Origin of the sequence: Algoriphagus aquimarinus, from assembly GCF_900112005.1 — a bacterium.
Lineage (GTDB): Bacteria > Bacteroidota > Bacteroidia > Cytophagales > Cyclobacteriaceae > Algoriphagus > Algoriphagus aquimarinus.
Map to the genome: position 1 here is coordinate 233,812 of NZ_FOKK01000008.1, position 7,676 is coordinate 241,487.

Sequence of the window (7,676 nt, forward strand, 5' to 3'; positions counted from 1 at the left end):
GTTCATATTCAATCCCATTCACATAATATCAATATTTAGGTATGCTTAGGCTGTAGATATTTGTAAGGGTTGCTTATTAGGGATTTAGTCTAAAAAGCTCCTTATTCCAACCAAGAAAAAGTTAAGTAAAATCATAACCGCTCATGAAATCATTGAAACTACTTTTTTCACTTTGTGCTTTGGCATTTTTCGCATGCACAAGCACTCCCGAACAAGTACCATTAAGCTTGGCAGAAGATAAGCGTGCAATGTGGATTGAAGATGGGATAGCTCTCCCCGAAAGCGATTCCCTGTTTTATTTAGAGCATCCCGCACCTCTTTTCAGAAAGGAATTCAATACGGATAGAGCCATAAAATCTGCCTCCTTGAGCATCACTGCGGCGGGTTATTTCAAGGCCTCAATAAATGGTGAAGGCATTAAAGAAAATGTGTTAGATCCGGCCTGGACGGACTTCAGTAAGCGGATTTACTATTCAGAGTATGATGTCACTTCTATGATTGAGGATGGGGCCAACTGCTTAGGTGTTTCGCTAGGAAATGGATTTTACAATCCTCTACCCATGAGGAAATGGGGAAGAAGAAACCTAAGAAGCGACCTGACTGTGGGCAAGCCTGTCTTCATCGCAAAACTCCATATTAGTTATGAAAATGGGGATACTGAAGAAATCGTAACTGACGATTCTTGGAAATATACCTTGGGGCCAATCACCAAAAACTCTGTTTACATCGGCGTTGCCTATAATGCCAACAGGGAAGTGGAAGGATGGAATAAACCTGGGTTTGATGATACGAACTGGAAAGCTGCTACGATTGGTACTTCTCCAGGAGGCAAACTCGAAAAGGCATTTTTCCCACCTGTTGAAATTACTCAGGAAATAATTCCAATAGACGTTCACTCTCCCGAAGAAGGTGTTTGGGTAGTTGATATGGGAGTTAATTTCACTGGAACGTATAAGATTAAATTAGCTGGAAATGTGGGAGATACAATTTCCTTCAAGTTTGGCGAGCGCATTTACGAGGATGGAAATGTCAACCCGATGACTACAGTAATTGGCCAAATAAAACGTCCGGGTATTGGCGGGCCAGGAGCACCAGCTATTGCTTGGCAGACGGATAGTTATATTGTAGGCGATAAGAAAGGGCAATGGTTTAGCCCAGATTTTACCTACCACACCTTTCGGTACATGGAGATAAAAGGCTTGAAGGAAAAGCCGCAACTTGAGGATATCAGAGGGCTCTTTATGCATACGAATGTCATCAATCAGAATTCTTTCTCCAGCTCATCCCAATTGCTTAATTCCATCCAGGATATTTCAAAAAGGACGTTTTTGGCCAATCTGGTAAGTGTACAATCTGACTGTGCTGCCAGAGAGAAATTTGGCTACGGCGGTGATTTGAATGCTACCAATGAAACCTTCATTTACAATTTTGACATGCAATCCTTTTATCGCAAAACTATCTATGACTGGGTAGATGCGATGAAAGACTCAACCTTTGTAGATACTGCACCCTTCACGGGTGTTGAGTATTGCGGTATCAGCTGGGAATCAGCTTATTTGACTACCCAGTATTACTTGTACCTCTACTATAATGACACAGACATCATTCATGAGCTTTATGAGCTAAATAATAAATGGATGGATAAAGTAGCCATGCTGCATCCAGAAGGACTTGTGGATGAGGGATTAAGTGATCATGAATCGCTAGAGCCTGTTCCGGTCCAACTCACAGGAACCAGTCATTACCTGCAGTCCGCTCGTATTATGGCAACTTTCGCTGAGGTAATGGGAAGGACTGCTGATGTAAAAAAGTATGAGAAGCTAGCAGATCAGTTAAAAGGGCAAATCAAAGCTGAGTTTTGGGACAAGCCTTTCGAAGGAAAGATTAACAGACAAACTTTATTTGCAACCTTACTTTATCATAAGATTGTACCAGAAGATCAGATTCCTGCAGCAAGGGATTCACTATTAGTAGCTATTAAAAATGGTCCAACACAGCACTTGAATACAGGTATATTTGGAACAAAGTATGCACTGGAAGCACTTGCCGAATACGGCTCACCGAACGCTGTTTTTGATATCGTAAACAGCAGAGAATATCCAGGCTGGGGCTTTATGATAGATCAGGGAGCGACTACGATATGGGAAACTTGGAAAGAAAGTGACAATACTTTCTCGAATAATCACCCAATGTTCGGGACAGTTTCAGAATGGTATTATCGCTGGTTAGCGGGTATTCGTCCAGATCCTGAGCACCCAGGATTTCAAGAGTTTTTCATCACACCTACAATCCCTAATGGACTAGAATCTGTGAAAGGGATCTATAATTCTCCTTTTGGCGAAATTGTATCGAGTTGGAAAAAGGTAGCTTCCGAGAGCTATGTTTATGAGATTTCCGTTCCAAAAGGTTCTATAGCAAACGTTACCTTACCTATTATCCAATCTCAAAAAGTGACTATTTCTAATGGAAAAGGTCAAAAGCCATCGACTGAAATTGAAGGCATGCAGACCGGACAGTTTGCCTTAGAAGAGGGGAGTTATGTGATAACAGTCGCACCTTAAAAAACAGGTATGTATTTCCAATAGTAGATTGATCAAGGATTAGCTCGCAGATCCAGATGAAATAGAAATTCGGATATTTAGCAGGTTAGAGGAGGTTAGTCCTTTGCCTTTGCCTTGATAAATTCAAACTTCTTTGTATTAAAATTTACCTATTACCAAAGCCTATGATTCTTAGAAAAATTACTCTCTATTTATTTTTCAGTGTGCTTGTGACAAGCTCAGGCCATTTACAAGCTCAAAATAAACAAAAGAAGCCGAATATTATTTTCATGCTAAGTGATGATCATGCTTACCAGGCAATAAGTGCTTATGGTACGGGTCTAAACGAAACACCGAACATCGATCGCTTGGCCGATGAAGGGGCAATTTTCACTCGCGCCACAGTTACAAATTCCATCTGTGCACCAAGTAGAGCGGTGATTTTGACGGGGAAACATAGCTTTATAAACGGAAAAGTAGATAACATCCAGCCTTTTGACTGGGATCAGGATAATTTTGCAAAGCTCCTTCAGCAAGCAGGATATAATACTGCGATGATAGGCAAAATTCATTTGGATGGCCTTCCTCAAGGATTCGATTTCTCTATGGTTTTGCCTGGTCAAGGCAATTATTACAATCCTGATTTTATCGTGAACGGTGAGATGAAACGATTTGAAGGATATGTGACAGATATTACGACAGAATACGCGTTGAAATGGCTGGAGGAAGAAAGAGATCCGGAGAAACCTTTTATGTTGATATACAATCAAAAGGCTCCTCATAGAAATTGGCAGCCTGCTCCAGAATATCTCACGCTGTATGATGACGTGACCTTTCCAATGCCTAGTAATTTCTACGATGACTATTCCAACCGAGGCAGAGCTGCTAAGGAACAGGAAATGCAAATAGATGGACATGCTGATTGGGGAATAGATTTTAAATTGAAAGAGGATCCAGACGGTAAGCCTACCTTAATGCTGAACTACTTGAAGCGCTTTAATGAGCAACAATTAAAAGATTGGGATGCTGCATATGAGCCAAAAAATAAGGCCTTTTTGGAAGCTAAATTGGAGGGTAAAGAATTGGCAGAGTGGAAATACAACACATACATTAAGGATTACCTGAGAACCATAAAATCTGTAGATGATGGAGTTGGTGAATTGTTGGATTACCTCGAAGAAAATGGACTTGCAGAAAATACCATAGTAATTTATTCTTCTGATCAGGGTTTCTACCTAGGAGAACATGGCTGGTTTGATAAGCGCTTCATGTATGAAGAATCCTTCAGAACACCACTTTTGATGCGATTCCCAAAGGAAATCAAACCTAATACGGAGATAAGTAAGCTAGTTCAGAATCTGGATTTTGCTCCTACGCTACTTGATTATGCAGGTGTTGAGGTACCAAGTGAGATGCAGGGTGAGTCATTTAGAAATCTCGCCAATGGCAGTTCTCAGGAGTGGAGAGATGCAGCTTATTACACTTATTATGAATATCCAGCGGTTCATATGGTAAAGAGGCATTATGGCATAAGTACAGAGCGTTATAAGCTTATGCACTTTTACTATGACATTGATGAGTGGGAAATGTATGATCTAGAAAAAGATCCGCAGGAAATGAATAACGTCTACAATGATCCAGAATACAAGAAAGTTAGAGCGGATATGCATGTTCGATTGAAAGAAGTTCGTGCCCAGTATGGAGACTCTGAGGAAATGGATGAAAAGTATATCCAGACATTTAATTCCTATATGGATAGCAGGAAATAGAGTAACAATTAGGTAAGTTATTTAGACCTCTTTTCTGACGTTATGCCTGAGCTTCTCGAGACGTCACATCTTATGCTTTGGATATGAATTCATTGGCCTAAAATGAAATTATTTATAAGGCTGTGTGATTTGATCGATCATCAGTCTATAATCACAAAAGCTTTTGCGAGCTAAACGCCTATTATTCTATCTAGTAGAGGAGTTTTGATTCTTCGAAGGTCAGCCTTTCAGGTTTTATATCAACTCTTTTTTAAGGATTTTACAAAACATTATAATGACTAAAAAATCAGTACTATTAAGGGTTTTTTCACTCTCCTTATTTGCTTTGATTTCTTCTCAGCTCTTCGGGCAAGAAGGGATGAGACTACACTACAACAAACCTGCTACAGCCTGGACGGAAGCCTTACCGCTAGGAAATGGCAGGTTAGGCGCTATGGTTTTTGGAGGAGTGGAGCGAGAGCATCTCCAATTCAATGAGGAGACTCTTTGGGCAGGTAAGCCTCATGACTATTCCCATGAAAATGCTTCTGAATATTTGGATGAAATTCGACTTTTGTTGTCTAATGGTAAGCAATTAGAAGCTCAGAAATTAGCAGGTAGGGTATTTATGAGCGAGCCAATCAAACAGAAACCTTACCAGCCATTTGGTGACTTGTATTTGGATTTTCCTGGCCATGAGAATTTTTCTAATTATAGCAGGGAGCTAGATATATCCAAAGCGCTGAGCAAGGTTTCCTATGAAATAGGAGATGTGAAATACGAGAGAACGGTGTTCTCAAGTTTCCCAGACCAAGCCTTGGTGCTGCATTTGACAGGAAGTCAAAGCAAGTCTCTTTCTTTTACACTTTGGCTAGATGCCTTGCATGAAGATAAGTCTATAACTACAGAGAAGGATACCCAGCAACTAGTAGTGAATGTAAAAGATGGTGCGCTGACAGGTGTGGCATCGTTGAAAATAGTTACGGATGGGGTAGTAGAAAAGAAGGATGGTAGATTGGTTGTGAGCGAGGCTTCCATGGCCACTGTTTACTTGGTAGCGGCAACTAATTATGTGAATTTTGAAGATGTAAGTGCAGACCCAAATGAACGAGTAGCTGCTTACTTATCTCCTTTGAATAGCAAGAAATATGAGGAGATTTTGAGCTCCCATTTAGCTGACTATGGCAATTTGTACGATCGTTTTTCTATAGACCTAGGAGCAAAGGGTAAGGAGCAGATCACTACAGATGTTCGTATATATGATTTTTGGAAGCAGCCTGAAGATCCTGAGCTGGTAGCGCTATATGTGCAATATGCCCGATATCTCTTGATTTCAAGCAGTAGACCAGGCACTTTACCACCTACACTTCAAGGTATTTGGAATGATAACTTGACGCCTCCTTGGTTGAGTGGCTATACCACCAATATCAATTTGGAGATGAATTATTGGCATGCTGAGATGGCTAATTTGGCCGAATTACAAGAGCCTCTTTTTGGGATGATTGCAGACCTTTCAATAAGTGGTGCTAAGGTAGCTGAGAAACATTACGGTGCGGATGGCTGGGTAGCACATCATAATGTAGATATCTGGCGAGGTGCAGCTCCTGTGAATGCTTCGCATCATGGGATTTGGGTGACTGGTGGCGCTTGGCTTACCACGCATATATGGGATCATTACCGGTTTAGTTTGAATGAGGACTTTCTCAGAGAATATTACCCTTTGATGAGAGATGCAGCCTTATTCTTTTCCGAATTTCTATATGAAGACCAAGCCACAGGTTATTTGATCAGTTCCCCATCCAATTCTCCTGAAATAGGAGGATTAGTAGCAGGTCCTACGATGGATCATCAGATTATCAGAGCCTTGTTCAATCAGACGATAGAAGCTGCTAAGATTTTGGGTACAGATGAAGAGTTTGCTGCTGAATTGACAGCAATGATTCCGAGAATCGCTCCTAATCAAATAGGTAAACACGGGCAACTTCAGGAATGGATGGAAGATAAAGATGACCCGGAAGTTCATCATAGGCATGTAAGTCACCTGTGGGGCATGCATCCTGGCAATGAGATTAATTATGAGGATACGCCTGAATTGATGGAGGCAGCCAAGCAATCTCTGGAATTCAGAGGGGATAATGGTACAGGTTGGAGTTTGGCTTGGAAGATCAATTTTTGGGCTAGATTCCAGGATGGAAATCGATCGTACAAGCTACTGCATAGTCTGTTGAGTCCAGCAGAAGAGCCATTGAGAAAAAATGATGGTGGATCTTACCCGAATTTATTCGATGCACATCCGCCGTTTCAAATCGATGGAAATTTTGGCGGAGCCGCTGGAATTTTGGAAATGATAGTGCAGAGTCATTTGGATAAGATAGAATTACTACCAGCACTTCCTGATGCTTTGCCAGAAGGTAAAATCCGAGGAATACGTGCTAGAGGAGGTTTCGAGCTTGATATTACTTGGAGCAATGGACAATTGACCGAACTGATCGTTTATTCAAAAGCCGGCGTAGATTTGAAAATTCAATATCAGGACGCGAAGGTCATTATACCTACAGTAAAAGGAGGGGAATATGCGTTTGATGGGATGCTGAAATTGAAGTAAACTTCCATTACTTGAATGAAAGGTGGAAATTAAGAGCACTTAGCGTAACTGTTCGCTAAGTGCTTTTTTTATATTGACTACTTAGAAAAGCTAGTGTATGCCGATTTCACGAGCTGCCTTATTAGGTAAATCAGGCTTCCCTTTGGTATGAGTGAGGTAACAATAATATCATATATAAGGGCATTTAACTTAACTTTTGCCTTTTTGGCTAGTGCTATAATTGTAATTCAACGATACTCTTCGGGTTAGCTTTAGTGTTAAAACTATACAACGTTTTATTTTAGTAGCGCTTTTGTATGGAATTATAATTTCAGAAGATTTCGCTCAGAAGGATGTTTCAAATTCTAAAGATCTTCCTCTTATCTCTAGGTAAGAAGGATCATGGATTAAGCGGTATGATTACAAACAATTTGAATCGTACAGTTACCCCGCTAGCAGAATTGGTGAACTCCAATAAGTTGAAGGATTCTAACGCCATAGAAGGAGAAGTTACATTTATAGAATATGAATCCGCTGAAGGAGTAACGGCAACCCAGATCTATCGAACGTTTGAGATCCAGTTAGTAAAGGCTGGTTTTAAGCTTGTTTTTTCGTGTCGCTCTGCTGATTGCGGAAATATGCCTATGCACTTTGTGCGTAACTATATCGATGGAAGTGAGGATTTGGGAAATTCTATGGTTGAGAAAAAAGGATCTTTCATCGTAGCTACTGGATCTCATGAAAATGAAACCTATTATGTCATCATCGTTGTGGGAGAAAATTCACACGAAAAGATGTCTAGGT

The 7,676-nt window shown here is 40.6% G+C and carries 4 protein-coding genes; all 4 read left to right on the forward strand.

Translation table 11 applies throughout. The annotated features are described in order from the left end of the window. Nucleotides 1–143: 143 nt before the first annotated feature. Entirely contained in the window at nt 144–2,561 is a 2,418-nt protein-coding gene (locus tag BM291_RS12605) for an alpha-L-rhamnosidase (protein ID WP_092897927.1), read from the forward strand. A 164-nt stretch (nt 2,562–2,725) separates the two neighbouring features. Continuing rightward, nucleotides 2,726–4,309 (forward strand): sulfatase family protein, encoded by a 1,584-nt coding sequence (locus tag BM291_RS12610; protein WP_092897929.1) that lies wholly within the window; start codon nt 2,726–2,728, stop codon nt 4,307–4,309. Nucleotides 4,310–4,583: 274 nt separating this feature from the next. After that, nucleotides 4,584–6,893 (forward strand): glycoside hydrolase family 95 protein, encoded by a 2,310-nt coding sequence (locus BM291_RS12615; protein ID WP_092897931.1) that lies wholly within the window; start codon nt 4,584–4,586, stop codon nt 6,891–6,893. Between the two features lie 395 nt (nt 6,894–7,288). Then, on the forward strand, nt 7,289–7,676 hold a 388-nt coding region (locus BM291_RS12620), incomplete at its 3' end, for a hypothetical protein (RefSeq protein ID WP_217647316.1).

Excerpts from the sequence above, each read along its gene's own strand:
- BM291_RS12610 (WP_092897929.1), top strand. The coding sequence starts at position 2,726 with ATGATTCTTAGAAAAATTACTCTCTATTTATTTTTCAGTGTGCTTGTG.
- BM291_RS12615 (WP_092897931.1), top strand. The coding sequence starts at position 4,584 with ATGACTAAAAAATCAGTACTATTAAGGGTTTTTTCACTCTCCTTATTT.
- BM291_RS12605 (WP_092897927.1), top strand. The coding sequence starts at position 144 with ATGAAATCATTGAAACTACTTTTTTCACTTTGTGCTTTGGCATTTTTC.